Origin of the sequence: Serratia sp. N21D137 (genome assembly GCF_047530005.1) — a bacterium.
Lineage (GTDB): Bacteria > Pseudomonadota > Gammaproteobacteria > Enterobacterales > Enterobacteriaceae > Chania > Chania fonticola_B.
Genome location: NZ_JBLJAJ010000023.1, coordinates 40,449 through 65,716 on the forward strand (window position 1 = coordinate 40,449; position 25,268 = coordinate 65,716).

At 52.9% G+C, this 25,268-nt stretch carries 23 protein-coding genes and 1 pseudogene; 16 read left to right on the top strand and 8 right to left on the bottom strand.

Translation table 11 applies throughout. From position 1 onward, the window contains the following. Positions 1 to 22 precede the first annotated feature (22 nt). The 9 genes from ACMV5H_RS17665 to ACMV5H_RS17705 all read left to right on the top strand — a co-directional run bounded on the left by ACMV5H_RS17665 (position 23) and on the right by ACMV5H_RS17705 (position 8,615). The gene (locus ACMV5H_RS17665) at positions 23 to 1,801 is read left to right on the top strand and encodes a gp53-like domain-containing protein (protein WP_414822236.1); all 1,779 of its coding nucleotides are present in this window, start codon (positions 23 to 25) and stop codon (positions 1,799 to 1,801) included. Between the two features lie 2 nt (positions 1,802 to 1,803). After that, positions 1,804 to 2,226 carry a tail fiber assembly protein gene (locus ACMV5H_RS17670; protein ID WP_414822222.1) on the top strand — a complete coding sequence of 141 codons (423 nt, stop codon included), beginning with the start codon at positions 1,804 to 1,806 and terminating at the stop codon, positions 2,224 to 2,226. 38 nt (positions 2,227 to 2,264) lie between these two features. Then, positions 2,265 to 3,299, top strand: a complete 1,035-nt coding sequence (locus ACMV5H_RS17675) for an acyltransferase family protein (protein WP_414822223.1) — start codon at positions 2,265 to 2,267, stop codon at positions 3,297 to 3,299. Between the two features lie 146 nt (positions 3,300 to 3,445). After that, entirely contained in the window at positions 3,446 to 3,652 is a 207-nt protein-coding gene (locus ACMV5H_RS17680; protein WP_414822224.1) for a hypothetical protein, read from the top strand. A gap of 484 nt (positions 3,653 to 4,136) precedes the next feature. Continuing rightward, on the top strand, positions 4,137 to 5,009 hold the full coding sequence (gene cho / locus ACMV5H_RS17685) for an excinuclease Cho (RefSeq protein ID WP_115158017.1): 873 nt from the start codon (positions 4,137 to 4,139) through the stop codon (positions 5,007 to 5,009). A 309-nt stretch (positions 5,010 to 5,318) separates the two neighbouring features. Further along, positions 5,319 to 5,792, top strand: coding sequence for an anti-virulence regulator CigR family protein (locus tag ACMV5H_RS17690; RefSeq protein WP_115158016.1), 474 nt, complete (start codon positions 5,319 to 5,321; stop codon positions 5,790 to 5,792). Positions 5,793 to 6,012: 220 nt separating this feature from the next. Then, on the top strand, positions 6,013 to 6,435 hold the full coding sequence (gene umuD / locus ACMV5H_RS17695) for a translesion error-prone DNA polymerase V autoproteolytic subunit (protein ID WP_414822225.1): 423 nt from the start codon (positions 6,013 to 6,015) through the stop codon (positions 6,433 to 6,435). Continuing rightward, positions 6,435 to 7,706 carry a translesion error-prone DNA polymerase V subunit UmuC gene (umuC, locus tag ACMV5H_RS17700; RefSeq protein WP_115158014.1) on the top strand — a complete coding sequence of 424 codons (1,272 nt, stop codon included), beginning with the start codon at positions 6,435 to 6,437 and terminating at the stop codon, positions 7,704 to 7,706. Before umuD ends, umuC begins: the two co-directional genes overlap by 1 nt. A gap of 225 nt (positions 7,707 to 7,931) precedes the next feature. Then, positions 7,932 to 8,615 carry a VanW family protein gene (locus ACMV5H_RS17705; protein WP_258557341.1) on the top strand — a complete coding sequence of 228 codons (684 nt, stop codon included), beginning with the start codon at positions 7,932 to 7,934 and terminating at the stop codon, positions 8,613 to 8,615. Positions 8,616 to 8,680: 65 nt separating this feature from the next. Here ACMV5H_RS17705 and ACMV5H_RS17710 read toward each other — a convergent pair whose 3' ends face one another. The 4 genes from ACMV5H_RS17710 to ACMV5H_RS17725 all read right to left on the bottom strand — a co-directional run bounded on the left by ACMV5H_RS17710 (position 8,681) and on the right by ACMV5H_RS17725 (position 13,880). Beyond that, a complete protein-coding gene (locus tag ACMV5H_RS17710; protein WP_115158012.1) occupies positions 8,681 to 9,469 on the bottom strand; it encodes an inositol monophosphatase family protein in 789 nt (262 codons plus the stop codon). A 21-nt stretch (positions 9,470 to 9,490) separates the two neighbouring features. Next, positions 9,491 to 10,552 carry an ABC transporter ATP-binding protein gene (locus ACMV5H_RS17715; RefSeq protein WP_414822226.1) on the bottom strand — a complete coding sequence of 354 codons (1,062 nt, stop codon included), beginning with the start codon at positions 10,550 to 10,552 and terminating at the stop codon, positions 9,491 to 9,493. Then, positions 10,549 to 12,777, bottom strand: a complete 2,229-nt coding sequence (locus ACMV5H_RS17720; protein WP_414822237.1) for an ABC transporter permease — start codon at positions 12,775 to 12,777, stop codon at positions 10,549 to 10,551. The genes ACMV5H_RS17715 and ACMV5H_RS17720 overlap by 4 nt, the downstream gene beginning before the upstream one ends. Before the next feature lie 74 nt (positions 12,778 to 12,851). Beyond that, entirely contained in the window at positions 12,852 to 13,880 is a 1,029-nt protein-coding gene (locus tag ACMV5H_RS17725; RefSeq protein ID WP_115158010.1) for an ABC transporter substrate-binding protein, read from the bottom strand. Between the two features lie 216 nt (positions 13,881 to 14,096). On the opposite strand from ACMV5H_RS17725, the gene ACMV5H_RS17730 reads away from it, so the two are divergent. Together ACMV5H_RS17730 and ACMV5H_RS17735 are read left to right on the top strand one after the other, a co-directional pair. Next, positions 14,097 to 15,137, top strand: a complete 1,041-nt coding sequence (locus tag ACMV5H_RS17730; RefSeq protein ID WP_024528810.1) for a LacI family DNA-binding transcriptional regulator — start codon at positions 14,097 to 14,099, stop codon at positions 15,135 to 15,137. Positions 15,138 to 15,293: 156 nt separating this feature from the next. Next, positions 15,294 to 15,836, top strand: coding sequence for a fimbrial protein (locus ACMV5H_RS17735; RefSeq protein WP_414822227.1), 543 nt, complete (start codon positions 15,294 to 15,296; stop codon positions 15,834 to 15,836). A 106-nt stretch (positions 15,837 to 15,942) separates the two neighbouring features. Here the strand turns inward: ACMV5H_RS17735 and ACMV5H_RS17740 are convergent, their stop codons facing one another. The 3 genes from ACMV5H_RS17740 to ACMV5H_RS17750 all read right to left on the bottom strand — a co-directional run bounded on the left by ACMV5H_RS17740 (position 15,943) and on the right by ACMV5H_RS17750 (position 17,979). Continuing rightward, positions 15,943 to 16,926, bottom strand: coding sequence for a hypothetical protein (locus ACMV5H_RS17740; RefSeq protein WP_414822228.1), 984 nt, complete (start codon positions 16,924 to 16,926; stop codon positions 15,943 to 15,945). A gap of 64 nt (positions 16,927 to 16,990) precedes the next feature. Then, a complete protein-coding gene (locus tag ACMV5H_RS17745) occupies positions 16,991 to 17,311 on the bottom strand; it encodes an AzlD domain-containing protein (protein ID WP_021806744.1) in 321 nt (106 codons plus the stop codon). Further along, positions 17,311 to 17,979: an AzlC family ABC transporter permease gene (locus ACMV5H_RS17750; RefSeq protein ID WP_115158007.1), complete on the bottom strand. Its 669-nt coding sequence runs from the start codon at positions 17,977 to 17,979 to the stop codon at positions 17,311 to 17,313. The genes ACMV5H_RS17745 and ACMV5H_RS17750 overlap by 1 nt, the downstream gene beginning before the upstream one ends. Before the next feature lie 113 nt (positions 17,980 to 18,092). Between ACMV5H_RS17750 and ACMV5H_RS17755 the strand changes: the two genes are divergently transcribed. From ACMV5H_RS17755 to ACMV5H_RS17770, 4 genes are all read left to right on the top strand, one after another. Further along, positions 18,093 to 18,641, top strand: coding sequence for a helix-turn-helix domain-containing protein (locus ACMV5H_RS17755; RefSeq protein ID WP_021181074.1), 549 nt, complete (start codon positions 18,093 to 18,095; stop codon positions 18,639 to 18,641). A gap of 551 nt (positions 18,642 to 19,192) precedes the next feature. Further along, positions 19,193 to 20,122: a sugar ABC transporter substrate-binding protein gene (locus ACMV5H_RS17760; RefSeq protein WP_115158006.1), complete on the top strand. Its 930-nt coding sequence runs from the start codon at positions 19,193 to 19,195 to the stop codon at positions 20,120 to 20,122. Between the two features lie 77 nt (positions 20,123 to 20,199). After that, on the top strand, positions 20,200 to 21,684 hold the full coding sequence (locus ACMV5H_RS17765) for a sugar ABC transporter ATP-binding protein (RefSeq protein ID WP_414822229.1): 1,485 nt from the start codon (positions 20,200 to 20,202) through the stop codon (positions 21,682 to 21,684). A 17-nt stretch (positions 21,685 to 21,701) separates the two neighbouring features. Beyond that, positions 21,702 to 22,727: an ABC transporter permease gene (locus ACMV5H_RS17770; protein ID WP_115158004.1), complete on the top strand. Its 1,026-nt coding sequence runs from the start codon at positions 21,702 to 21,704 to the stop codon at positions 22,725 to 22,727. 53 nt (positions 22,728 to 22,780) lie between these two features. On the opposite strand, the gene ACMV5H_RS17775 is transcribed toward ACMV5H_RS17770, so the two are convergent. Next, positions 22,781 to 23,200 carry an NlpC/P60 family protein gene (locus ACMV5H_RS17775; protein WP_021181078.1) on the bottom strand — a complete coding sequence of 140 codons (420 nt, stop codon included), beginning with the start codon at positions 23,198 to 23,200 and terminating at the stop codon, positions 22,781 to 22,783. 655 nt (positions 23,201 to 23,855) lie between these two features. Between ACMV5H_RS17775 and ACMV5H_RS17780 the strand changes: the two are divergent. Further along, positions 23,856 to 25,210: pseudogene (locus ACMV5H_RS17780) on the top strand (nucleobase:cation symporter-2 family protein). Positions 25,211 to 25,268 lie beyond the last annotated feature (58 nt).

A 25,268-nucleotide genomic window follows, 5' to 3' on the forward strand; every position in this document is an offset into this window, starting at 1 on the left:
GGTTATAATACGAGGATGAATGATGATAATTGGATTTGGAAACAATGTCGTATCGTCTCTGGCTGCGGATATCACGGCGAATCAAACGACCATGCAGGTGACGCCAGGTACTGGAGCGCGTTTTGCAGGCTTGCTTACTTACGATTATGCCAACAGTTCAAATATTCTTAAAACTTACGCCAAAATCACTCTGACGGACGCCAAAGAAACGGTATTTGAAGTGTGTCATCTGATCTCGGTCAGCAACGACATGCTGACGGTTGTTCGCGGCCAAGAAGGGACAACAGCTAAAGGTTGGTCCTTGAACGATGTTATAGCCAACTTTGCGACGCGTGGTTCAGAAAACCAGTTCGTTCAGATCGAGCAGCTTCAAAGTGGCCATTATACTGCCGCAGTGGCCGGGGGAACTGCAAATGCATTGACGCTGGAGCTACCAGCCACCTATTTCCTGAACGGATCCACCGATTGGGTGCTGAGATCGCCGGTCATCGTCTATCCCACGCAGAACAATACAGGTGCCAGTACGCTGCAGCTTACAATGGGCGGGCGCGTTCTAGGGACTTTCCCTCTGTATAAAGGGAATAAAGCTGCGTTGGTTGCTAACGATATCCTGAAGGACGTGGCTCTGGTGTGCCTGATGGACAACACGAAGACCTTCTTCAACGTTGCAAACCCCGGAGCAATTTATGCAGGATTGGGGACTGCGGCGTTTCGTGATGCGCAAACGTCAGTCACTGACGCAACTGCGGGCCGATTAATGCAAGTAGGCGCTTTTGGGCTTGGTGGAGCAACTCCGGAAATCTCAAAGGTCAACACACTGACGGAGCTTAAAGCGATGGGTAGCGGCAAATATGCCGTTAATGCCCCTTCGCCTGACATGCCCTCAATAGCGGTGGCCTATGAATTGGACTGGTCATTGACTGCTAACAGTGGTAACCAATACGGGATTTTGATAGCGAAAGCTCTGGTGGATAAGGGGAGCGTATATGACAAAGTCTACCGTAATGCCTTGAGAAATGGTGTCTGGCAAGGTTGGGTCATGTTCTATGACCAAGCCAATAAACCGACTGCAACGGATACCGGTGCTTTACCTATCACCGGAGGTACTCTGACAGGCCCGCTGAGCATCAATAATGCTGATTTCATCAACAAAAATGGCTATACCACGTATACAGACGGTGGTGGCAAGGTACACCGCCAAGCTGGAGGGATGCGGCTAACAATAGCTGATACTATATTTACCGAGCTTTATTACAATGAAACATCAGGGGAAAGTGCTGAAGTTTCATTACACAATAAATATGGTTCGACAGATTCTTATTGCTCATTGCGGAATGATGGGCAATTATCAGTAATAGGCGTCAACCCTCAGGTTATCCTAAGCAATGGGACGATATTTGCCACGGACGGAAATGTTAAGGGATCTGTGTGGGATAATGGCTATTTGAGTAACTGGATTTTAAATAAAGCTAATGATGCCAAAAATTCCGCCATCGATTGGGCTAATACTAACTGTGCAAGGAAACCCACCTCATCTTTGCAGTCTGCCGGGTGGTTCCGTGATGCAACTACGGGATTCATTACGCAATGGGGAATTCTTACCAGAACAGGGGAATCTACTCGTGTTTGGTTTCCGGTAGCCTTCCCCAATGCATGCGTTAATGTGCAACTCACATTAAGGAACTCTAACGCGGGGGGAAGCAACGCTAACGTTTTTGCAAACGGTGAAGACGGTCAGGGATTCAATTATATATCTGGTAGCAATGAAATTCAGTCATTTTGGATGGCGATAGGGTACTGATTATGGGTAAGTATAAGTTCAGCGCAAAAACAAACAGCTTTTATCCGATAGAACTACTCGAATGCTATGAAGAGGCTGGCACATTACCACCAGACCTGCTTGATGTTACAGATGAAGCATATGCCGCATTCATCGAGCAACCACCGGAAGGGAAAGTCCGGGGTAGCAAAAAAGGCATGCCTGCTTGGGTCAACCTTTCACCACCAAGCGAAGAGCAAACTAAAGAGTATGTAGGCATAAAAAAACAACAACTAATCGATGAGTCTGATGCTATTATTCTACGTCTTGAACGTGCTGTGAGGCTTGACATGGCGACCGATGATGAAAAGAGTCAGCTTGCGGCCTGGGAGCGTTACAGTGTGCTACTTAGTCGTGTGGATGTCGGTATGGGGGCGGATATTGAGTGGCCTACACCGCCTGTATAGCTAGTTAGTGGAATTTAAAATAGTGTTGGAGGCATTTGTTGAAGCAATATGTAGGAATTCAATATTTACGTGGGCTAGCAGCAATTCTGGTCGTTGTCTACCATTCAATGGCGATGGTGGCTGTAACCCCATACTTCCCATATCCACTTGGGAGCTTTGGCGTGGATGTTTTTTTTGTCATATCTGGGTTCATAATGTGGACCACAACGACACATAAAAAAGCATCCCCGGCCGGTTTTTTTAAAGCCAGACTATTTAGAGTATTTCCACTTTACTGGATTTTTACATGTGTCCTTCTCGTTTCCATTTTTGCTGTGCCTTCAGCTTTCTTAAATCAAAGAAGTCTTGATGTATCATTTTTGATAAAGTCATTCTTTTTGGTGCCTACATATAATCCCGACGTGGGCGATATCACCCCGTTGTATACTGTAGGATGGACTTTAGTTTATGAAATGTTCTTTTATGTTATTTTTGCACTATCTTTGTTTGTGCCTGTTGTTAGAGTTCGTCTTGCTATTTTAATAATTTCATTTTGCACTCTCGTTATTGCTGGGGCTTTATTTAATCCTCAGGGCGCTGCTGCTTTAACCTATACCAACCCTCTGTTGTTAGAGTTTCTTGCCGGAGTTATTCTTGGAGTTATCGTTAACGGGTTGTCAAAATTGAATGTTAAGTATGGTTTTGCCTTCATTGGGTTAGCTGTGGTGCTTTTGTCGTGGGGTACTATGAATGAGGCCATTTTATCGCGTGTGATTGCATTTGGGCCTGGTGCTGTGTTGTTAGTAGCCGCGAGTCTTGTTTTTGAAAAATCCTTTACCAGCAAACCGAATAAGTTTGCACTTTTACTCGGTGGTGCATCCTACTCTATGTACTTGGCACACCCGTTCGCTCAGCGGGCGTGGTATATCATTGAAACTCGCATTAACGGCGGCATATCATCGATGTCGGGTGCGGTTATATACTCTATTGGCGCGGTCATTGCAGGTGTCGTCGGTGGGTTAATTTGCTACTTGATAATTGAGAAACCTATTTTGAGCATGAAACACAAAGTGAGACTCTTGCGAGCAAGATAAAGCATGTTTGAAAAGCTGCCCGTTGCCGGTTACATACGTTCTAACCAGGTTAGGATCGGTAGGGCGGCTAACCAGCAATCTGTACTTTTACGCTTCAACACAATGCATGTTAATCTGAATGAAAATCACACTTTGATGGGATGGAAATGGAAATCAACGAAGAACGTGCGGTGTTCATAGCCAACGAGATTGGGGCTGCGGTGATCGATCTGATCGCTAATGGCATGGGCGTGAATCGCCCCAATATCACTGACTATTTGGAGTTGAAACGAAAGGCTGTAGGCAACACGCTTTACAAAGGCGTGCTGAGGGATGCGGCTGCTTTGGTTAGAGGTAATGGTGACCGGTCATAATATAGGTGTCGAATTTTGCGGTTTTTGGTGCCGAAATTTTCCCGAATTGAAACGAGAAATCTGATAGGTATTTGAAACTAAAGGATGTAAAACGAAGGTATTGAGAGGTTGATTTTGATGGGTTTTGATCTTATCACATTGAATTTTAATGATTTATTTATAAATTGACACATAAAGGAATCGTACTCGGTCTTTTTTTATTTTTCTGATTTATAACGGTTTTTAACTGCATCGCGAAAACCGCCACCCCTCACCCCAACCCTCTCCCCGAACACATCTTAGGTAACATTAACGTTCCCACAGGGAGAGGGAGCTAGTCCGCAGTTGCGGTCAGGAACTGTATTAACATGTAGCACGTACCGTCCCCGGTCAGTAAAGGGGCTAGGGTGGGGGGACGATCATTGATGCTGTATTGACCACAACCCCCTTCAACCCCCCACATAACCCCGCTATACTGTATAAAAAATCAGTATGGAGAGTACGATTGACCAGACGTTCTGCCGCACCAAGGCTTGAGTTTGAAGCGGAAGCTATCTACCAATACCCGGAACACCTTCGCCAATGGCTGGAAGGCTTGCCCCCTTTACCTGGAGTGTACCTGTTCCACGGTGAAAGCGAGACCATGCCGCTCTACATCGGTAAAAGCGTGAACCTTCGCAGCCGGGTGCTTGCACATTTGCGCACCCCGGACGAAGCGGCCATGCTGCGCCAGGCCAGGCGTATCACCTTTATCAGGACGGCGGGTGAAATAGGGGCGTTGTTGCTGGAAGCGCAACTGATTAAACAGCAGCAACCGCTGTTCAATAAACGCCTGCGTCGCAACAGGCAGCTCTGCGCATTGCAACTCAATGATGACAAACCCACGGTGGTATATGCCAAAGAGGTGGATTTTGCTCGGCACGCTGGGTTGTTTGGCCTTTTTGCCAACCGGCGGGCGGCACTACAAGCGTTGCAGTCTATCGCCGATCAGCATCAACTCTGTTATGGGCTGTTGGGGCTTGAACCATTAAGCAAAGGCCGCCCTTGTTTTCGTTCTGCACTGAAGCGTTGTGCCGGAGCCTGCTGTGGTAAAGAAAGTCTGGCCGATCATCGGCAGAGGTTGGCCTCAGCGCTTGAGCAAAGCCGCGTGGTGTGCTGGCCGTGGCGTGGCCCGATAGCCTTGCGAGAGCAGGGGGCTGATATGGCGCAGTACCATATTATTCACCACTGGCTGTGGTTGGGTTCAGTAGATAGCCTGGATGAAGCGAGGGAGTTAATGATTGCTGCGCCGGGCTTTGATAGCGACGGCTATAAAATTTTATGCAAACCCGTGATCGGCGGAGAGTACGAGATTATCGATCTCTACGAAAAAAACTGAGTTAACGTCTTTGCACCAGCCAGAAGGACTGCGCGAGTGCCTGCATCAAAGGCGGACGCCAGAACCGATACCAATAGTGGCCGTTGAACGCCCCGAACTACCGCCAGAGCCAGAAACACTGACTGAAGTGCATCCTGCCAGCAGGATGACTAAAAGGGTACCTGCAATAATTTTCATAAAGCCCGCCTGGTTAGCCCTGCAACGCATGAATCAACTTAGCATAAAACCCACTATAAGATGAATCCATATTGCTCGGTAGTTAGGGGAGGACTAGATTGATCGGGTATCCCCTCATTGAGGTTATTTAAAATGCTCAAACATCGCTGGTCTGCCCTCGCACTTGCGTTGATCGTGTTCACTTCCTCAGCCTCTGTTATGGCCAATCCAGGGAATGGTAATGGAGGTGGGCATGGTAATTCCGCTAACCATGGCGACAATCATGGGAAGGGTAATTCAGGCAAAGACCATTCAGACAAAGGCAAAAAAGCCAAGGGCGGTCATGATGATCTGGTTACCGTGAATATCAATTATGACCGTGTCCGGCCCCTGGCGGTAAACTATGGATTAACCGGGTATCAATCTTTACCTCCCGGCATTGCCAAGAACCTGGCACGGGGCAAGCCATTGCCGCCAGGGATCGCCAAGAAAAGGGTGCCTGCTTCAATGCTGGGACAACTGCCATCTTATCCTGGCTATGAATGGCGTATCGCCGGGAATGATTTAGTCCTGGTGGCCTTAAGCACGGCTATTGTTGCCTCTGTCATCAATGGGGTATTTGACTAGCTACTGGCCAGCTCTGGGTAATTATTTCAACGATAGTTACCCAATAAATCAATGGGTTCCATGTCGGCGGCCCCTATCTTAGCCGATGATGAGTATTGGCAGAGAGGCCAACTTTCTTTCCTTACCGATCATAGCCATATCATTCATGGTGAAAATCTCTCTTCCTCCCACCATTCGGCATATCTATACTGTATAAAAACACAGTATAGAGACATGTCCGATGAAACACTTTGTTCCAACACCAACCCCAGAGAAATTGTACCTGCCACTGTTTTCCGATCGGGTGCCTGCTGGCTTCCCAAGCCCGGCGCAGGACTACGTCCATGCCAGGATCGATCTCAACGAATATTGCATCAGCCACCCGAATGCCACTTACTTTCTCTACGCCTCCGGTGAAAGCATGTTGGAGGCGGGCATTACTGATGGCTCGATGCTGGTGGTCGATTGCAGCATTGGGGCCGATCATGGCGATATCGTGATCGCCAGCGTTGGCGGGGAGTTCACGGTAAAGCGGTTATGTCTGCGGCCAATCGTGCAGCTCGAACCGATGAATCCCAACTACCAGCCCATCCCGCTACATGATGGAGCTGAAGATTTAGATATCGTTGGCGTCGTGGTGTCGACTATTACGAGGCTGAAGTAATGTACGCGCTGGCCGATGTGAACAACTTTTATGCCAGCTGTGAAATGCTGTGGCGGCCCGATCTGCGTGGCCGCCCGGTGGTGGTGTTATCAAACAATGATGGCTGCGTGGTGGCCCGTAACCAAGAGGCCAAAAAATTGGGGATGGCGATGACCGGGCCGTATTTCAAGGTCAAGCAGCAGTTGGAACGGGCGGGAGGCGTCGCTTTTAGCAGCAACTACGAGCTGTATGCCGATATGTCAGCTCGGGTGATGACGGCATTGGAAGCGTTGGTCCCCCGCGTTGAGATCTATTCTATCGATGAAAGCTTTCTCGATCTCTCCTCGGTGCCTAATTGCGGCAATCTGGAACTGTTTGGGCGGCAGATCCGGGACAAAGTGTGGAGCGAGACGAGGCTAAAGATCGGGGTCGGGATTGCGCAAACCAAAACGCTGGCCAAGCTGGCAAATTTTGCCGCCAAAAGATGGGTGAAACAAACCAACGGCGTGGTCGACCTTTCCAGCCTGGAGCGGCAGCGTAAGCTGATGAATAAGGTGCCGGTAGAGGAAGTCTGGGGCATTGGGCGGCGGATAGCAAAAAAGCTGAACGCGATGGGCATAGAAAGTGCGCTGCAACTGGCTGATGCCAGTACCACCATGATACGTAAACGCTTCAGTGTGGTGGTCGAACGTACGGTACGGGAACTGTGTGGTGAGCCTTGCCTTGAGCTGGAAGAGTTTGCGCCAACCAAGCAGCAGATTATCAGCAGCCGCAGCTTTGGTGAGCGCATCACCGAGTATGAACATATGCATCAGGCGATTTGTTTATATGCCACACGAGCGGCAGAAAAGCTGAGGGCAGAACGGCAGTATTGTCGGCACGTCAGCGCCTGGATCAAAACCAGCCCGTTCGCCACTCACGAGGCCTATTACGGCAATTCGGCCAGCGTAAAATTGAATACGCCAACGCAAGACACCCGCGATATTATTGCCGCCGCGATGCGCTGCCTGGATGCCATTTGGCAACCCGGTCATCGTTTCGATAAGGGCGGGGTGATGCTGCAGGATTTTTTCAGCCAGGGTGTGGCACAGCTCGACATGTTCGATGAGTATCAGCCTCGGCATGGCAGTGAAGAGTTAATGAAGGTGATGGACTCCATCAATAACTCGGGCCGGGCCAAGTTGTGGTTTGCTGGCCAGGGAACGCAGCAGGTGTGGTCAATGAAGCGTGAACTGCTGTCACCGGCTTATACCACCAGGCTGAGTGATTTGCCCCGTGCTCGGGTATACTGAGCGGCGCTTTTCCCTGACCACTACGTCATAACGTGGTGGTTAATGGTTTTTTTATAATTCTATCAGTAAGTTACTGGGTAATGGATTAACACTATGCGCAGGCCTCTATCATCTTATCACCCGCTGCTTTATTGGCTGCGCGTTCGGCAAAAGCGGGTTTTGCGCCATCTTGCGTGGCAATGGTCATCGCGCCGGTACGCTAGTGAGAGAACGCCGGATCAGCGGTTGGATCACCGTTTTATCAAGCACACCTCGAAGCTGATCCGCAAGCTGGGCAATAGTGATATTGGCTTGCAGCACAATAAAGTGATTAATCTGCGGCTGGCAGTTGCGGCAACCAGCGGAATTATTATCAAGCCGGGTGAGTATTTCTCGTTTTGTAAGCTGGTGGGGAAACCGACTCGCGCGCGTGGTTTTGTTGAAGGGATGGAGCTGTCGTTTGGCGAAGCGCGCAGCGGTATTGGCGGGGGGATTTGCCAGCTCAGCAATTTAATCCACTGGATGGCAATCCACTCACCGTTGGTAGTAGTCGAACGGGCAAATCACAGTTTTGATCCTTTCCCGGACGAAGGGCGGATCTTGCCTTTTGGCTCGGGAGCCGCCATTTTCTACAACTATATCGATCTGGTGCTGCATAACCCGACTCAGGATAGCTTTCAGCTCGTGTTCAACGTTGCGGAGCACCAGTTGGAAGGTGAACTGCTGTGTTCGGCCCCCCGCACGGTGAAATATCATATCTACCAAAAATCTCACCGATTTATCCGTCGGCAACAGCGTGTTCACCGGCAGAATGAAATCTGGCGTGATATCTCCACCAAAGGGCAGGACTCGGTGGTATTACAGTCCGAACGGCTATATCTGAACGATGTGGTAGTGAAATATGATATTGAAGAACAACAGGTTGAGTAAACAAGCTCAACCTGTTAATCCGTCGGGGTCGACAATGGTCCGGCCCCAAACAGAGAGAACACGGGTTACAGCCGTGCGATCCGTAACAGCTCATCCTTGGCTCCGGGGGCAACGGCCAGCACCGGCCCGCCGTGCAGCAGGTGGTTTTCCCCAGTATTAAATGGATGCGTCCAACCACCAGCCTCGTTCACCAGGCAGTAACCCGCCAGACAATCCCAGGCGTGCATATAAGGTTCGTAGTAACCGACCAGCCGGCCTGCGGCAACCCAGGCCAACATCATGGCCCCGGAACCGTTGCGGAAAAAATTGCCGCCAACCGCCGTGATCTCGGCGACGATCTCACCAACGCGTTCGGGGGCCACATAGCTGTTGGCACCAAAGCCGGTGATGTGATTTTGCAGCGTGCGCGCCGGATCGACGTGTAGCGGCTTGCCATTAAGCGTTGCGCCTGCGCCACGTGCCGCGACAAAACACTCCTGCTGGCAAGGCGCCATAATCACGCCAATCACCGGATCGCCATGGTGAATGACGGCAACGGAAACGCACCAGTTCGGCATGCCGTTGACGAAGGGGCTGGTGCCGTCGATCGGATCAACCACCCAGGTGTAGCCCGAACTGCCGGATTGCAGGCCAAACTCTTCACCGAGAAAACCGTCGTCTGGGAACTGCTGTGCAATACGCTCGCGGATCAACAATTCAACTTCGCGATCGGCGATGGAAACCACGTCCTGCGCATCACGCTTGGTTTCAATCACCAGGCTTTCGCGGCGGTTGAAATAGTCCAGCGCCTTGGTTCCCGCCTCATGTGTGACCTGCTCGGCCAACGCCAGGCGTTGGGAAATCTGCTCATTCATATCAAGTCCTTAAATTTGGGTTCACTGGGCAATCAGCGCCAGCCCCTGAGGTTTAAAATCAATGGCCACGCGGGTCATCGGCGTCAGTTGGCGCTCCATCTGCACGTCGACGATAAACAGTGCGCCGAGGTCGGTTTTCACTTCATATTCGATGTGGTCGCCGAGCCAGATGCTGTGGGTCACTTCTCCGTTCAACGCGCCAGCCTGGTCCGCATGCAGGGTAATAAACTGCGGGCGTACCGAAAGTTGGGCGGCACCGGGGGAGGCTTTGGCTCCCGGTATCCGATATTGACGGTTGCCCAGGCTGATCAGCGCCTCATTCCCCTCCACCCGTTCAATCGCGCAGGGCAGGATATTCGCCTCGCCCATAAAGTCGGCGATAAACACCGAAGCGGGGGAGTGATAGAGTTCCTGCGGTGCCCCTTGTTGGGCAATATGCCCGTCTTTCATGACAATAATCTTATCGGAAACCGCCAACGCTTCTTCCTGATCGTGGGTGACGTACACCGCCGTAAAGCCGAGGCGCTGTTGCAAATCGCGGATCTCGGTACGCACGCGGCGGCGCAGGCGTTCATCAAGGTTGGAGAGGGGTTCGTCGAGCAACAACACCTGCGGTTCTAACACCAGCGCACGCGCCACGGCGATGCGCTGCTGCTGTCCACCAGACAACTCGGAGGGCAGACGTTGGCCCATGCTTTCCAGGCCAACCAACTTCAGCACCTCACGTGCCCGATCCTGCGCCTCTTTACGCGATAGCTTGCTGGCGAGCAGGCCGTACATCACGTTGTCCAACGCGTTCATATGCGGGAACAGGGCGTAGGATTGGAAAACCATCGCGATGTCACGCTCGTTGGCGGGCAGATGTGTTACGTCTTTGCCGCCAATTAGGATGCGCCCCGAAGTTGGGTGCTCTAAGCCAGCCAGCAGACGCAGCGTGGTGGTCTTTCCGCAGCCGGAAGGACCGAGCAGCGTCACTAGCGTCCCTGGCTCGACGGTAAGAGAAAGGCCGGGCAGGGCGACAAAATCGGCAAACTGTTTGGTGACGTTTTCAAACACCACCGAGCCGGAACGAATGGCAGTCATACGGCATTCTCCTGTTGTAAGGTTGCCGGAGGGAACGCCGGCGGTGTGGCAATGCGGGATACGCGGCGCAGGCGGCGTTCGCCGACCAGCAGTTGGAAGGTCAGGATCACGGCCATCATCACCACGATCAGCACTGAGGAGTAGGCGATAGCCACGCCGTATTCTCCGTTTTCAACCAACCCAACGATGTAGGAGGTGGCCATGTTGTACTGGGCACTGACGAGGAAGATCACTGCGCTGATGGAAGTGATCGCCCGCACAAAGGCATAGACCAGGGCCGCGCTGATAGCAGGTTTCAACAGTGGCAGGATCACCTTGCGCAGGGTGCGGAAACTGCTGGCGCGTAGCGTGAGCGAAGCCTCGTCCAGACTGCGATCCAACTGACTCATGGCGGCGATGCCACCGCGTACGCCAACCGGCATATTGCGGAACACAAAGCAGGCAACGAGGATCAGAGCCGTACCGGTGATCTCTAACGGTGGCAGGTTATAGGCCATGATGTAACTGACGCCGATCACCGTGCCGGGGATGGCAAAGCTGAGCATCAACATAAACTCGAAGGCCTGGCGGCCAACAAACTTTTGCCGCACGATCAGCCAGGCGGTCAGCATGCCGACGATGGCCGTGAGCGGTGCGGCAATCAGCGAGATCTCCATGGTGGTCCAGAACGAGTTCCAAGCCACGCCGGTCCAGACGATCTGGCCATCGTTCCAGTGAAAACCGAAGGCACGGGCGTAATGTGCCAACGTCAGACTGCTGTCTAGTCCCCAGGACTGGACAAACCCGCCGATCAGGATCATGCCGTAGACGACCAGCGTGAACAGGCCCCAAGGGATCACCAGCAGATACACGCCATAGCGCAACCCGCGCGGTAGCCCGCAGTGCGTGCCTGCATCCCCTTTGCCGGTGACGGTGGCAAAGCTCTTCCCTGCCAGCCACAGACGCTGCAAAACAAAGGCGCTGAGCGTAAAGCACAGCAGGATGATCGCCAGCACCGCCGCGCGGCTCGGATCGTTCTGCGCCCCGACCACCGAGAAGAAGATCTCGGTCGACAGTACCCCGTGGCTGCCGCCAAGCACCATTGGGTTACCGAAATCCGCCATGCTTTCGATAAAACCGATCAGAAAGGCATTCGCCAGCCCAGGTGCCATCAACGGCAATGAAACATAGCGGAAGGTACGCCAGCGATTGGCGCGCATGGTTTGCGAGGCTTCCTCCAGCGAAGGGCTAACGCCTTCCACCACGCCAATCAACACCAGAAAAGCGATCGGCGTGAAGGAGAGCACCTGAGCGATCCAGATCCCGGTCAAACCATACAGCCAGCGGCCAGGCTCAATGCCGAATAGGGTGAATAATAGTTCGGTCACCACACCAGAACGGCCAAACAGCAGCATCAACGCCAGGCCAATCACGAAGGGCGGCGTGATGATCGGCAGCACGGACAGCATGCGCAACCCTTTCTTGAATGGCAGTGGCGTGCGGGTGGCGGCCAGCGCAAAGGCCAGGCCAAGCAGCGTAGAACCGCTGGCGGTCATCAGTGCCAGCCACAGAGTGCGCCAGGCGGTGCCGCAAGTGCCACCGCTTAAACAACTGAGGCTCCAGATCGCCGGATCGCGCATATTGGTGAGCAGACCATCTGGCTTAAACGAGCCATCCACGTCCTGTACCGAGGCGACGAACATGCTCAGTACGGGATAGAGCACGAAGGTGCTGACCAGCGCCACCAGTAGTACAATCGAGCTGACGACAAAGGCATCGCCCTTCAGCACGCCACGTTCGGCAAGCCCAAAAGAGAACAACAGCAAAAAGGTGGTGAGAAGCAGGATCGCGCCGGCCCCAAAGGCGGGTTGGCCGTCACCGAGCGCACCAAACAGCTGTTCGCTCCATTGCCAGTTCCAACCGTTGTTGCCGATAGCATGGCCTTCAAACAGCAGGAACAAAATGCCCACGGCACTGGCATATATCAGTAATTGGGAGCGTAACCGGCCCACCTGTAGCAGCCGACCTAGCGCACCCGTTAACAGCAGTAACAGGGCAATCGCCAGCCAGGGGCGTTGAAACGCCAGTATCTGCCATAAGGCCGGGGCATTCTGCCGATCCTGCCAGAGCGTATTCAGCCAGCCAAAGCCGAAGAATCCGGCTTCCTGGCTATACCAGGGCAGCAGCAACACTGCCAGCGCTCCCAGCACCAAAGCCCCATCCAATCGGCGGTTTTGAGCATTCATTGTGACCTCAAACATGCATGATTCCTGTTAGCGCCTTAGCAAACGCATCGGCGCGGAGGAGGATGACGTGATGATTATTGAGCATTGGCGCCGATCTCTTTATCCCAGCGGCTGAGCAACTCTTTACGTTTTGCCGTATCGCCATAGGTTTTAAAGTCGTAATCAATCAGCTTGATGTTTTCGAAGCGCGGAGAGTATTCGGAGATCGCTGCGTTACGGTTTGACGGCAGTTGGTAAGATTTGGCGTCTTTCATGTGTGACTGAGCCTCGGCACTCAGCGCCCAGTCGTACCACACCTTGGCGCTAGCGAGGTTACGAGCACCTTTGACAATCGACATGGAGCCAATTTCAAATCCGGTGCCTTCACAGGGGGCAACGGCCTTGACCGGGAAGCCATCCACCTGCATGGCGACGGCATCATGCATAAAGACGATGCCGATGGTGGTTTCACCGCGCGCCGCCGCTTTAACCGGTGCTGAACCCGACTTGGTGTACTGCGAGATATTGGCGTTGAGTTTTTTCAGGTAGTCGAAGGCTTTCTCCTCGCCCATCAGTTGAACCAGAGTGGCGAGTGTGTTGTAAGCGGTGCCGGAAGAGTTCGGGTTAGCCATCTGGATCTCGCCCTTGTAAGCCGTGTCTAGCAGATCGCTCCAGCAGGTCGGGGCTTTGATTCTTTTCTGCTCCAGTAACTGGGTGTTGTAACCCCAGCCCAGCGCTCCGGCGTAGATGCCCACGGTGCGATAGTTGGCGCTTTCTGCCTGCTTACGCGCCCAATCTTGCTGTTGATCCAGTAGCGGTGACTGGTAGGCCTGGGTTAACCCTTCGTTGGCAGCTTGCATATGCGGATCGCCAGTGCCTGCCCACCAGATATCGGTGCGCGGGTTGCGAGCTTCGGTACGAATACGGGCATAGGCTTCCCCGGCGGAGAGGCGCACCATACTGACTTTGATATCCGGATGCTGTTGCTCAAACAAGTTGGTCATTTGCTCACAGACCACGACGTCAGCGGAACAGATCATATTCAACTGCTCGGTAGCGTGGACAGAGAAGGCTGAGAGCGCGGTGCCAGCGACGATGGCCGCCATCAGAGTGACTCGATGCATGGTGTTCTCCTGGTTGGTGTAGGGTGGCGATACGTTGTCGCCATTTCTTTGCACGTGTGTGCAAATAACTAGAGGATAAAAATCGCACTGTCAATTGCGCTGCGAAATAATTCAACCTCTTCGTCACAAAAATGGAACAATTATGCCAATAAAAATTTGCACAGCTTTGCAAAGTGCGGCAAGATTTTCACCAACGCGCGATGGATGGGTGTAAAGATGGCGGTAGACAAAATGATGATCAGTGCGAAAGACGTGGCGGAGCTGGCGGGGGTCTCCCGTTCGGCAGTTTCTCGCACCTATACGCCCGGTGCCAGCGTGTCGGCGGTAACCCGTGCAAGGGTAATGCGGGCCGCTGAAGAACTGGGCTATCACGTTAATCATCTGGCGCGGGGGTTGGTGCGTAATCGCAGCGGCATTGTGTGCCTGATCGTGTCAGAACTGGCGACGCCTTATCGGGCCAGCCTGGTAAGATTACTGACCCAGCATTTGCAGGAAGCGGGAAAAATTACCATGCTGATCAACACCGATCGTCCCGATGACAGCGTATCGCAGGCGTTGCAGCAGGCCATTAACTTCCGTGCGGATGCCTCTTTTGTCCTCTCCGGCATGCCGGACAGTGCGATCGCTCGCCTGTGCCACAAGCACGGCCAGCGGCTGGTGTTGATTAACCGTAACGACGCGTTGCCGGGTTCACTCAGTATCAACCAGGATAACGAAGAGGCGGCGGGGCGGATCGTGATGGCGTTTGCCCGTGCGGGTTGCCAGCGGATCGCGTTTGCCAACTCCTTGGCGGGCACGCCAAGCCTGATGGCGCGTGAACGTGGTTTTATCCAGGCGGCGCAAGCGGCGGGGCTGGCGGTCACCGTCGAACGTTTTGGCACCACCTCCTATGAGAGTGGGCAGATCCTGGCGCACCGCTTGTTAACCCGGCGGGAACGTCCTGATGCGGTGTTCTGTGTGACCGATCTGCTGGCCTGTGGCTTTATGGATGAGGCGCGCCATCGCTTTGCTCTACGCATTCCAGAAGATCTTTGTGTTGCTGGCTTCGATGATATTCCGCAGGCGGCATGGTCCTCCTACAACCTCACCACGTTTACCCAGCCAGTGGAACAGTTTGCCCAGGATGCGGTGGCATGGCTGATGGCGGAGGAGGAGAAGGAAGAAAACCTGGAGTCTGAGCAGGGGCTGGATAGTCCAGGAGAAATGCGGATGTATCATGCCGATTTTATATGGCGTGGCACTATTCGCGGTGGTTGACACTATCCCCGTCCTGCCATTGACAGCACAACGGTAACAGAAGGAATCCTTATCATTAAGTGGATAATATTTAATTAAGCAGAACAAACACTGCGAATTAAATCAGGTGGGACATCAGAACCACTCTGCTCTCTTATTAGAATAAGGATATTTACCATGAATAATACCGTCAATGGAACCATCAACTTTGCTGGACAAATCGTTGCCCAAACCATGGGGATTGAAGAGGGTGGCATTATTGTACAGCAGCCACGCAGTGCTGGCCTCACCGTCAGCGTTAACGGTAGCGAAACCCAAAATGGTTACGTGCAGCTTGGTGCAGTAAGCGAAGTGCAGCTGGCAAATCCTGGCGACAGGGCCATGCCACACCAATTTAACATCCGCGTTGCAGGTATCCCGGAGCAATATACTCACGCCTTGGTGTTTTTTGAGGGGGGGGCCACGGTTGATGCTGCCACCGGCGGCCTGATTAATATGGCGGAAGCGGGTAACGTGCAGATCCAACTGCGTAACCAGCAAGGCGATATTGTCCAGGCAGGGAGTCACTCTCAACTGGTCAGTTCGGCGTTTGTCCCGGTGATGGATGGTGAGGTTTATGCCTCCTTTGCCGCAAACATCTGCAGTACTGGCCGCGCAACGCCGGGTAATGTGGCGAGCAAGGTCGACTACACGCTCTATTTATTTGAGCTGGCTGCCTGATGGATCAATAGCGATATCTAACCCACCGCTCGGTGGGTTTTAGTCTGCTGACAACATGCTGAGCCCGTCTGGAAAATCAGCGGATAAGGCAATATCGGATCTGCATTTATTGCCCAGCCAAACCATCAGCCTTCACCCAGCCCGTGGTTTTATCGCCGGTTTTGGGGTGAAAATAACTCACAAACAAAAATCCCTTATAAGCCTGTCCGTGCGTGGCGGTCACGCTATCGCCATTGACGACAAATTTCCCACCTTCATCCTGACAGAGCTTATCCGGCGAGTCGTAAAAATAGAGTTTCTTGTTCTTCACCAGAAACCTCGCCGTAGGCGAGGCTGTTTTGCTTATTGCGGATTCGGCGCTGGCCTGCGCATCGTGGCAAACCTCGTCGAGCGGGGCCAGACGGTTAACGTTGATCCAGCCGGAGGCATTGCCATAACCGACTAACAGATAGCCATTTTTCTCGCCTTCGACGGGTTCAAGCGCGGCATAACCCACCACTTGCACTTTGTCATCCGGGATCACAAATTGAGACTCATTGACGCACTGCTCGGTGGGGGCAACGTGAAAATAAGCCCGGCCTTTACCACGCACCACATATTTAGGGGAATCGGCGATGATTGGGCCTAATTTCATCTGGTCCAGAATGGCCGCGCAGCGCTGCTCCTTCTGTAGGCATTGCTGATATTGTTTGCCGTACTGTGGATTAAAGGTGAGTTGCAGCGGATGCTGTTCGTCGGCGCTGTTATCCAGTAGCTGGCCGGTTTGCGGATCGTACATGACCCAACCAAGATGTCCGGCCCCTGGCGAATCGGGTGAGGTTGACTTGCGGCGGTCGAACAGTTGAATGGCCTGTATGCCGTTGGCCCGTGGTTCAATATTGATTTCCAGCTTGTTCGCTGGCACTTTCTCCGCCCGGATCAGCGCCTGATTGCTGCTGGCTAACAGCTTGATCAACGGAGCCTGACAGTCAAACAGCGAAGCAGGCCGGTCAGGGGTAAAACCTGGGCCCACTGGCGTCACGGCCTGTAGCGCTGTCCAGGGCGCAAGCAGCACTATTCCAACTACGGCTAATGTGGCGAGCTTCTCCATTTCTATCCCATCTACGGTGAGGCAGCATACCTGCCGGCCGCTATCATACCCGGCCAGCAGTGAGTTATGCCACACCGGCTACCCGCAACAGCGCCGTCACTGCCGCCGCAGCCAGCAACACCACGATTAACGGTGTTTTCCGCCAGGCTAATAATGCTCCCACGGCCACACCGCCTAAACGGGCATAACCAGCAAAGTGTTGCCCTTCGAACAGCGTCGCGATCACCGCTACGGCGAGCAGCAACGTGGTGGCAGAGTCGGCGAGCAAGGCCTGAACCCGGTCAGAAAAGCTCAGGCTGCGGCCCAGCAGGAAACCGGCAAAGCGAAACGCAAAGGTGCCGCTGGCAAGGAGCAGAATACCGATGATAAGTGTTTGGTTATCCATTATTTTTCTCGCTTTCTGATCAGTAAACCCAACAGTGAAAACAGTACTGGCATGCCAATCGGTACCAAGGGTACGCTAGCCAGGGCAATCAGGGTGCCGGAGCAGGCGGAAATACAGGTGCGCAGTTTTTTCAGCGAACTGACAATCAAGGCCAGCAAAATGGTGGGGAACACGGCGTCCAGCCCGATGGCATTGATATCGGGAATAAAGCTGCCGATGGTACCGCCAATCAACACGCCCAACGGCCAGCAGGCGGCAATCCCCAGCCCACAGAGCCAGTAGGCCGCCCGTTTTTTGGCCAACGTCGGTTGGGAAATGCCGAACACCACGCTTTCATCATTCATGATATGGCAACCCAATAACTTAAAGCGGCTGCGCTCGATCACCTCTTTCACTGCCATACCGAACGGCAGGTGGCGTGCATTTACCAGCAGCCCGGCTGCCACCGCAGCGAAGGGGCTACCACCGCTGGCGACGATGCCGATAAACAGAAATTCAGAGGCGCCCGCCAACACCAGCAACGACAGCATCAGCGGGACCCAGAGCTCGAAACCCAGGCCGGTCGCCAGCGAACCATAGGAGATCCCCACGATGCCATCCGCCAGGCAGACCAGCGCGATCCCTTTGATCACGCCCTTATCGAGCGAGGGGAAAAAGTTTTTAGCCATACTATTTTTCTCACTGCCTTTCTCAAAACGAACGGTTGTTCTATTATAATGAACACTTCAATCTCGATTTACAAGCCGAACGATCGTTCGTTATAAGGTGAGTTAGGCGGCCTATGAAACAACCCATCAATATCATTGCGGAAGCTCTGGTGCGCGAACGCCAGCGTACAGGCCTCTCGTTGGCAGAAATTGCTCGCCGGGCAGGAATTGCCAAATCAACGCTGTCTCAACTGGAAGCGGGGAATGGTAATCCGAGCCTCGAAACGCTGTGGGCACTCTGCGTTGCGCTGGATATCCCCTTTGCGCGTTTGATGGAGCCGCAGCAGAGTAAAACGCAGGTGATCCGGCGTGGGGAAGGGGCGGCTGTGGTGTCGGAGGTGGCTAACTATACGGCGGTGCTGTTGGCAACCTGTCCACCTGGCGCACGGCGAGATATCTATCTGCTGACGACCCAGCCGGGAGCCGACCGTCTTTCTCATCCGCACCCGTTAGGCTCGGTGGAACACATCGTCATTACCCAGGGGCGCGCCTTGGTCGGGCTGGTGGAAGAGCCTGCCGAGCTGAATGCCGGGGATTATATTTGCTATCCAGCCGACCGGCCGCACATCTTCCGCGCCCTGGAGCCGGATACGCTGGCCGTGCTGGTCTCAGAACAAAACTAACATCCCCATCACTCTAACTCTCTCCCAGAAGGGAGAGGGAACCGAATGTTGACTACGGCGTTCTGCCTTATACCTCCAGACTGACTTCCGTTCTTACCTACAACACCGTACCCGCTCCCTCTCCCTTAAACAGCTGTTTATGGGATCCCCCGATTTTACAATGGGAGAGGGCTGGGGTGAGGGGGACCGGCGGTCACTTTACGTCCATTTGTTAGATCTCTGTCATGTTTTTGTTATTTGCTCATTCTAAAACACACGTTTCGCTTGTTTGGGTTAAAAAATTTCACTAGTCTCATTTTTGAAATAAACGTTTGATATCTGTGTGGGATGTTTAACAGTCACATCAGGAGTCCATTTCAATGCATTGTTTTAATGATTATTTTTAATTATCCCCAAGCATCTCATAACCAGTATTAACTGATGAGATACCGCGCGGAACAGGGTTTTAAGACGATAATAACGAGCGGGTTGTTGTTTGAATGTAAAAAATATTTTTCATTAGTCGTCAAATCAACAGGCCTCTTCATTCTAACAATTAAAGGGTACAGAACATGAAGCTGAAGAAATTGATCGTCACCTCGCTACTGATGTGCATGCTGCCAGCCTCGGTGTTAGCCAAAGATATCAAGATCGGCGTGTCGATGGCCTATTTTGATGACAACTTCCTGACCATCCTGCGCCAATCCATGCAAAACAAAATGAAGCAGGAAGGTAACGTCAGGGGCCAGTTTGAAGATGCCAAAGGCGATATCGCGCAGCAGATCCAGCAGATAGAGAACTTTGTCAGCCAAGGGGTCGACGCCATCATCCTTAACCCGGTGGATACCCAGGGCGTCAAGCCAATGATCAAGCTGGCGGAGAACGCCCATATTCCACTGGTGTTCGTCAACCGTCGGCCAGAAGCCACGCTGCCAGCCGGTATGGCTTACGTAGGTTCAGATTCCAAACTGGCGGGCAAGCTGCAGATGGAGGAACTGGCCAAGTTGATGAACGGTAAGGGCAACGTGATGATCCTGCTCGGTGAGCTTTCCAGTGAAGCCACCCGTGATCGGACCCGCGGCGTTGAGGAAGTGGTGGCCCAATATCCGAATATTCATATCATCGATAAGCAAACCGCCAAGTTTTTCCGCAAAGAGGCGGTTGATGTGACGACCGACTGGATCCTCTCCGGCCAGCAGATTGATGCCATCGCTTCCAACAACGATGAAATGGCGATCGGTGCCATTTTGGCGCTGAAGCAGGCGAAGAAAACCGGTGTGCTGGTAGCGGGAGTGGACGGTACGCCAGATGCCCTGGAGTTTATCAAGAAGGGAGATTTGAGCCTCAGCATCTTCCAGGATGCCAAAGGTCAGGGGGAGGGCGCCGTGCAAACCGCCATTCAACTGGTCAAGGGTGAGAAGGTTGAAAACAGCGTCATGATCCCTTACCAACTGATCACCAAAGCCAATTACCAGGACTTTGCCGACAAGAATAAAAAGTAATGACCAACCGGCCCTTTGCCCAAGGGTACGGGACATCGTTCACAGTGATCGGCAGGATAACGGCGGAGGTTATCAGTATGTATCCTTATGTGCTGGAGGCGGAAGGCATCAGCAAGCAGTTCCCGGGCGTTAAGGCGTTGGATAACGTGTCGCTCAAGATCAAACCGGGCAGCGTGCATGCGTTAATGGGGGAAAACGGTGCCGGTAAATCCACGTTGATGAAGTGCTTAATCGGTATTTATCGGCCCGATGCCGGCACCATCAAGGTCAAAGGGCAGCCGGTGACGTTTAACGATACGCAGGCGGCCTTGCACTCGGGCATCTCCATGATCCACCAGGAACTGAATCTGGTGCCGCATATGACGGTGGCAGAAAATATCTGGCTGGGGCGTGAACCCGCCAAGCTGGGTTTTGTCAATCACGAGGAATTAAACCGTAAAACCCGCGAACTGTTGGCGCATCTCAAGATTAAATTAGACCCGGAAACCCAACTGGGCACGCTGAGCATCGCCAACCAACAGATGGTCGAGATTGCCAAGGCGGTGTCTTATAACGCCGACGTATTGATCATGGATGAGCCGACCTCGGCATTAACGGAAGGGGAAGTGGTGCATCTGTTTGCGATCATTCGTGAACTGAAGCAGCAGGGCAAAGGCATTATCTATATCAGCCACAAAATGGATGAGATCTTTGCCATCACCGACGAGGTCAGCATCTTCCGTGATGGCACCTCGATCGCCAGTGATAAAACCGAAAACCTGACCAAACAGTCGCTGATCACCATGATGGTGGGGCGCGAGCTGACCCAGATGTTCCCCAAGTTCAATAACAATATCGGTGAAGAGGTGTTGCGTGTGGCCGGGCTACGGCGCAGCGGCTGGTTCCAGGATATCTCCTTTGCGGTTAAGCGCGGGGAAATCCTCGGGGTTGCCGGGCTGGTGGGAGCTGGGCGCAGCGAAGTGATGGAGAGCCTGTTTGGCATGCATCCGGCTGAGGGGGGCGAGATTTATATTGAAGGCTTGCCGGTAACAATAGACTCCCCCTCCAAGGCCATCGAGCAGGGGCTGGCATTCCTGACTGAAGACCGTAAAAAGTCTGGTCTGTTTCTGGTGCTGTCGGTGGTGGAGAACATGAGCATCGTCAACCTTTCCGCCTATACCAGCAAAAACGGGTTTGTCAGCCAGACGCAAATGGCCAAAGACTGCATGGAGCAAATCAGCAAACTCAATATTAAAACCCTGACGATGGACCAGATTATCAATAACCTCAGCGGCGGCAATCAGCAGAAGGTCTTGATTGCCCGCTGGCTATTGGCGCAGCCGAAGGTCCTGATCCTGGATGAACCCACGCGCGGTATCGATGTGGGGGCCAAGGCAGAAATTTATCGCCTGATCAGCGAATTGGCGCACCGCGGCGTCGCCATTATTTTGGTTTCGTCTGAACTGCCGGAAATACTCGGCATGAGCGATCGCGTGATGGTGATGCACGCCGGACGCATTACGGGGATCCTGGATAAAGATGAAGCAGACCAGGAAAAAATCATGGCGTTGGCCTCGGAATAACGCAAAGGTAAAACACAATGAATAACGTCAAAGTGGAAACTCAGCCAGTCAAAGTCTCGCCGTTTGCCGGTTTCAGCGGCAAGTTGCCGAAAGATACCGGCATCTTTATCGTTATGATCGGTATCGCGCTGATTTTTGAAATGCTGGGCTGGTACGTGCGCGATCAGTCATTCCTGCTTAACCCGAACCGCCTGCTGTTGATCATTTTGCAGGTGGCGATTATCGGCATCATTGCTGTTGGTGTAACTCAGGTCATCATTACCACCGGTATCGATCTCTCCTCTGGCTCTTTGATTGCCCTGACGGCGGTGGTGGCGGCCAGCCTGGCGCAAACCTCCGAAAGCATTTCGCCAATGTATCCGGGCCTGCTGGACCTGCCCGCCGCGATCCCCATCGGGGCCGGGATTGGAGTAGGTATTATTTGCGGGTTTATCAACGGGTTCTTGATCACCCGCACCGGTATTCCGCCGTTTATCGCCACCTTGGGGATGATGGTTTCTGCCCGTGGTTTGGCACAGTATTATACCAAAGGTAACCCGGTCAGTTTCCTGTCGGACGGTTTTACCTCGATTGGCCAGGGTGCCATGCCGGTGATTATCTTCCTGGTGGTGGCGGTGATTTTCCATATCGCCCTGAAGCACACCCGTTATGGCAAATACGTGTATGCCATCGGCGGCAATATGACCTCGGCCAGGGTCTCTGGGATCAACGTCAATAAATACCTGGTGACGGTCTACACCATTGCGGGTGGGTTGGCAGGATTAGCGGGCGTGGTGCTGGCGGCACGAGTCAGTAGCGGGCAGTCGAGCATGGGGGTGTCTTATGAGTTGGACGCCATTGCCGCCGCGGTCATCGGTGGCAGTAGCCTGATGGGCGGAGTGGGGCGCATTACCGGCACGCTGATCGGCGCGGTGATCCTCGGCCTGATCAAAAGTGGCTTTACCTTTATCGGTGTGGATTCCTACATTCAGGACATTATCAAAGGCATGATCATCGTGGCCGCTGTGGCTATCGATATGCGCCGTAACCGCAAGAAGCTGTGATCCTCGCCTTGGCCGCCGGTGTGGTGACCGGCGGTTTGGCCAGGTGGGCAGGTTTATGCATCGCTGCCATTGATACGTCGGGCCAGTTCGTAACGTGCGCCCCAGTATTGGTTATCCAGGCTGGAAACGGTGACGCCCTTACTGGTAGAGGCGTGAACAAACTCACCCTCTCCGATATAAACGCCGACGTGGCGCTGACGGGATGAGGTTTTGAAAAACACCAGATCGCCAGTGTTTAACTCGCTTTTAGCTACGCGCGAGCCCAGTTTCATTTGTTCACCGGTGCTGCGTGGCAAGCTGACGGCAAATTCATCTTGAAACACGCGCTGCATATAGGCTGAACAGTCGATGCCTTTGCGCGAGTTACCCCCGAATTTGTAACGTACTCCCTCCCATCGGTCATAATGCGACAGGATTTTTTTTAGCTCCTGAGTATTATTGTGGCCGGAACTGGCTGAAGCGGAAAAGCTCATGCAAAAAGCTGAGCAAGTGAGAAATACAGCAAAAAATTTAAGCATAAAAGATTTCTGAAAGAGCAACTGAACGTCTATCCCTGTAATGGAGTGGCCGGATCGCCTGACTCATTCCTTCTGAGTGGTGGTAATATACACAGCTACCGCTCATAAATAAACCAAAAATAGGTCAATTATTGACCATTTCTATATGGTTATCGGCTTGTTACTTTTGATAGCGCACCTCTGGTTGGCTGTGGAAACCCGGGAATGACGGGCAATCAAAGAATTAGCAACCGGTGGCAGATTTTGCCAACCAAAATTGCAACATGTCGCTGCTATCGGTTTATCGGCTGGGTACAGAGGTGGGATCTCAAATTGAGACGAATCATATTGGTAATTTTATCAATCGCGTCATTTTCGTCGATGATGAATGTTATTTTTTTCCAATATAATGTTAATTAAATCGAAAGAAATTAAGCCTCATCTGTGATGGTTTTCGCATTTAAAACACTCCCCCGCACAATACCACCTGAGATCCGCCCACTCTGCACACAATATGCATGCCCCGAACTCGTGCCGTACATCCATTATCAGGGGGGTTATCAGGCTGTGCCCTCGAATCGTAGCCATCAGGAATGACAACCTGATCAAGGCCGTACAGGAGTGAGGTTCCATGACCAACTTGAATACTATTTTGCCCGGCGAAAAGGCGCGGGCGACTGAAAAATCGATTGATAAAGTTGAAGAGATTTTACCCATTGTCCATCTTTTTACCTTGGGGCTTCAGCATGTCCTGGTGATGTATGCGGGGGCGGTTGCCGTCCCATTGATGATCGGCGGCAGCCTGGGGTTGGATAAGCTGCAGATTGCTTATCTGATCAGCTCCGATCTGTTTTGCTGTGGCGTGGTGACGCTATTGCAATGCATCGGTATGGGGCGCTTTGCGGGTATTCGGTTGCCCGTCATCATGTCCGTCACCTTCGCAGCCGTCACGCCGATGTTGGCCATCGGTGCCAACCCCGAAATCGGCCTGACCGGTATCTTTGGTGCCACTATTGCGGCTGGAATTATCACCACGTTGCTGGTGCCGTTGGTAGGCCGTTTGATGCCGCTGTTCCCAACCCTGGTGACGGGGATTGTGATCACTTCCATCGGCCTGAGCATCGTGCGGGTCGGGATAGATTGGGCTGCCGGGGGCAGGGGCAATGCCAACTACGGTAACCCAGCCTATATTGGCGTCTCGTTGCTGGTGCTGATTTTTATTTTGCTAATCACCCGGTTTAGCAAAGGCTTTATCTCTAATATTTCCGTGCTGTTGGGGATTGGCTTCGGTTTTGTGGTGGCGCTGCTGATGGGAGAAGTCAGCTTTGCTGGCCTGGATGATGCCGCCTGGTTTGCCATCGTGGCCCCTTTGCCTTCGGTTGGCCCACCTTTGATCCGGCTTCGATTATCACCCTGACGATCGTCATGCTGATCGTATTTACTGAATCGATGGGCATGTTTATGGCGCTGGGGGAAATTGTCGGCCGCCCAACCACCAAGCAGGACGTGGTACGCGGGTTGCGTGTTGACGGCCTGGGAACCGTTATCGGCGGTATTTTCAATTCGTTCCCGCATACTTCATTCTCCCAGAATATTGGCTTGGTCAGCGTTACTCAGGTGTCCAGCCGCTGGGTATGCGTGATGGCAGGTTTGATTCTGGTACTGTTTGGCCTGATCCCCAAAATGTCTATTCTGGTGGCCTCGATCCCGCAGTTTGTCTTGGGGGGCGCAGGTATCGTGATGTTTGGTATGGTGCTGTCTACCGGCATCAAGATCCTGACCAGGGTCAACTTCAATACCAATCGTTATAATGCCTATATTGTCGCCATCAGCCTGGGGCTTGGCATGATCCCGATCGTAGCGGCTGATTTCTTTACCCAGATGCCAGCGAGCCTGCAACCTTTGCTGCACAGCGGCATTTTGCTTTCTTCGGTGGCGGCGGTGCTGCTGAATCTCTACTTCAATGGCTATCATCCGGAGGAATAACGCTGCCGTTTATTGATTGTCTCCGTTAACAGTGACTTGCCAGCCAGTGGTTATAACA

Bases quoted from the DNA above. Each gene is read 5' to 3' on its own strand.
- ACMV5H_RS17665 (WP_414822236.1), top strand. From the start codon at position 23: ATGATAATTGGATTTGGAAACAATGTCGTATCGTCTCTGGCTGCGGAT.
- ACMV5H_RS17670 (WP_414822222.1), top strand. From the start codon at position 1,804: ATGGGTAAGTATAAGTTCAGCGCAAAAACAAACAGCTTTTATCCGATA.
- ACMV5H_RS17680 (WP_414822224.1), top strand. From the start codon at position 3,446: ATGGAAATCAACGAAGAACGTGCGGTGTTCATAGCCAACGAGATTGGG.
- ACMV5H_RS17690 (WP_115158016.1), top strand. From the start codon at position 5,319: ATGCTCAAACATCGCTGGTCTGCCCTCGCACTTGCGTTGATCGTGTTC.
- umuD (WP_414822225.1), top strand. From the start codon at position 6,013: ATGAAACACTTTGTTCCAACACCAACCCCAGAGAAATTGTACCTGCCA.
- umuC (WP_115158014.1), top strand. From the start codon at position 6,435: ATGTACGCGCTGGCCGATGTGAACAACTTTTATGCCAGCTGTGAAATG.
- ACMV5H_RS17710 (WP_115158012.1), bottom strand. From the start codon at position 9,469: ATGAATGAGCAGATTTCCCAACGCCTGGCGTTGGCCGAGCAGGTCACA.
- ACMV5H_RS17715 (WP_414822226.1), bottom strand. From the start codon at position 10,552: ATGACTGCCATTCGTTCCGGCTCGGTGGTGTTTGAAAACGTCACCAAA.
- ACMV5H_RS17720 (WP_414822237.1), bottom strand. From the start codon at position 12,777: ATGAATGCTCAAAACCGCCGATTGGATGGGGCTTTGGTGCTGGGAGCG.
- ACMV5H_RS17725 (WP_115158010.1), bottom strand. From the start codon at position 13,880: ATGCATCGAGTCACTCTGATGGCGGCCATCGTCGCTGGCACCGCGCTC.
- ACMV5H_RS17730 (WP_024528810.1), top strand. From the start codon at position 14,097: ATGGCGGTAGACAAAATGATGATCAGTGCGAAAGACGTGGCGGAGCTG.
- ACMV5H_RS17735 (WP_414822227.1), top strand. From the start codon at position 15,294: ATGAATAATACCGTCAATGGAACCATCAACTTTGCTGGACAAATCGTT.
- ACMV5H_RS17740 (WP_414822228.1), bottom strand. From the start codon at position 16,926: ATGGAGAAGCTCGCCACATTAGCCGTAGTTGGAATAGTGCTGCTTGCG.
- ACMV5H_RS17745 (WP_021806744.1), bottom strand. From the start codon at position 17,311: ATGGATAACCAAACACTTATCATCGGTATTCTGCTCCTTGCCAGCGGC.
- ACMV5H_RS17750 (WP_115158007.1), bottom strand. From the start codon at position 17,979: ATGGCTAAAAACTTTTTCCCCTCGCTCGATAAGGGCGTGATCAAAGGG.
- ACMV5H_RS17755 (WP_021181074.1), top strand. From the start codon at position 18,093: ATGAAACAACCCATCAATATCATTGCGGAAGCTCTGGTGCGCGAACGC.
- ACMV5H_RS17760 (WP_115158006.1), top strand. From the start codon at position 19,193: ATGAAGCTGAAGAAATTGATCGTCACCTCGCTACTGATGTGCATGCTG.
- ACMV5H_RS17765 (WP_414822229.1), top strand. From the start codon at position 20,200: ATGTATCCTTATGTGCTGGAGGCGGAAGGCATCAGCAAGCAGTTCCCG.
- ACMV5H_RS17770 (WP_115158004.1), top strand. From the start codon at position 21,702: ATGAATAACGTCAAAGTGGAAACTCAGCCAGTCAAAGTCTCGCCGTTT.
- ACMV5H_RS17775 (WP_021181078.1), bottom strand. From the start codon at position 23,200: ATGAGCTTTTCCGCTTCAGCCAGTTCCGGCCACAATAATACTCAGGAG.